At 62.3% G+C, this 644-nt stretch carries 1 protein-coding gene; it reads right to left on the bottom strand.

All coding sequences use genetic code 11. The features are described from left to right. Window positions 1-644: VCBS domain-containing protein (locus AACY19_RS26720; protein ID WP_339454486.1), on the bottom strand; the 644-nt coding region annotated here is incomplete at both ends.

Raw genomic sequence — 644 nt, 5'->3', positions numbered from 1 at the left:
CAGCGTGCTGCCCAGCGGCGTGGTGATCGATTGCGGGAAGCCTGCGGCGACACCGTTGCTGACCACGGCAATGCCGCCGACGGTCAGAGTGGTGACACCGTCGAGTGCGGTAATGGTGAAGGTGCCGCTTTGAGTCAGGGCTGCGGAATCAGGGGTGCTGCCATCGCCGAGATTTTTCTCGTAGACGGTCAGTTCACCGCCATTCACATCGAGGCCGTTGATGACCACCGGATCGTCGTTGTTGTGAATCTGCAGAACCAGATTGGCGGTGCTGGTATCGCCGTCGGCATCGGTGAGGGTGTAGGTGAACGTTTCCGTGCCGTTACCGCCGCCGTGCAAGGCTTTGAAATCGGCGTCGCTGGTGTTCAGCGTGTAGGTGTAAGTGCCGTTGGCGTTGAGCACCAGCGTGCCGTAAGTGCCGGTGAACGTACCGGCAGTGATCGGCCCGGCATCAGGGCCGGTCGGTACGCGGTCGGCGCCCTGCACATCGTTGGTCAGGACGTTGCCGGTCAGGGTCAGCAGGCTTTCCGAGGCGGTGCCGTTGCTGTCGTTCAGCGCTTTCGGCAAGTCGTCGACGATGTTCACGTCGAGGGTCGCGTTGGCGGTGGTGCCGTTGTCATCCACCACGGTCACGGCGAACTGTT

The sequence above is a fragment of the Pseudomonas sp. EA_5y_Pfl2_R50 genome (genome assembly GCF_963970475.1).
Taxonomy (GTDB): domain Bacteria; phylum Pseudomonadota; class Gammaproteobacteria; order Pseudomonadales; family Pseudomonadaceae; genus Aquipseudomonas.
Note: the sequence above shows the minus strand (reverse complement) of the source record. Positions and strands in the feature narration are given on the sequence as shown.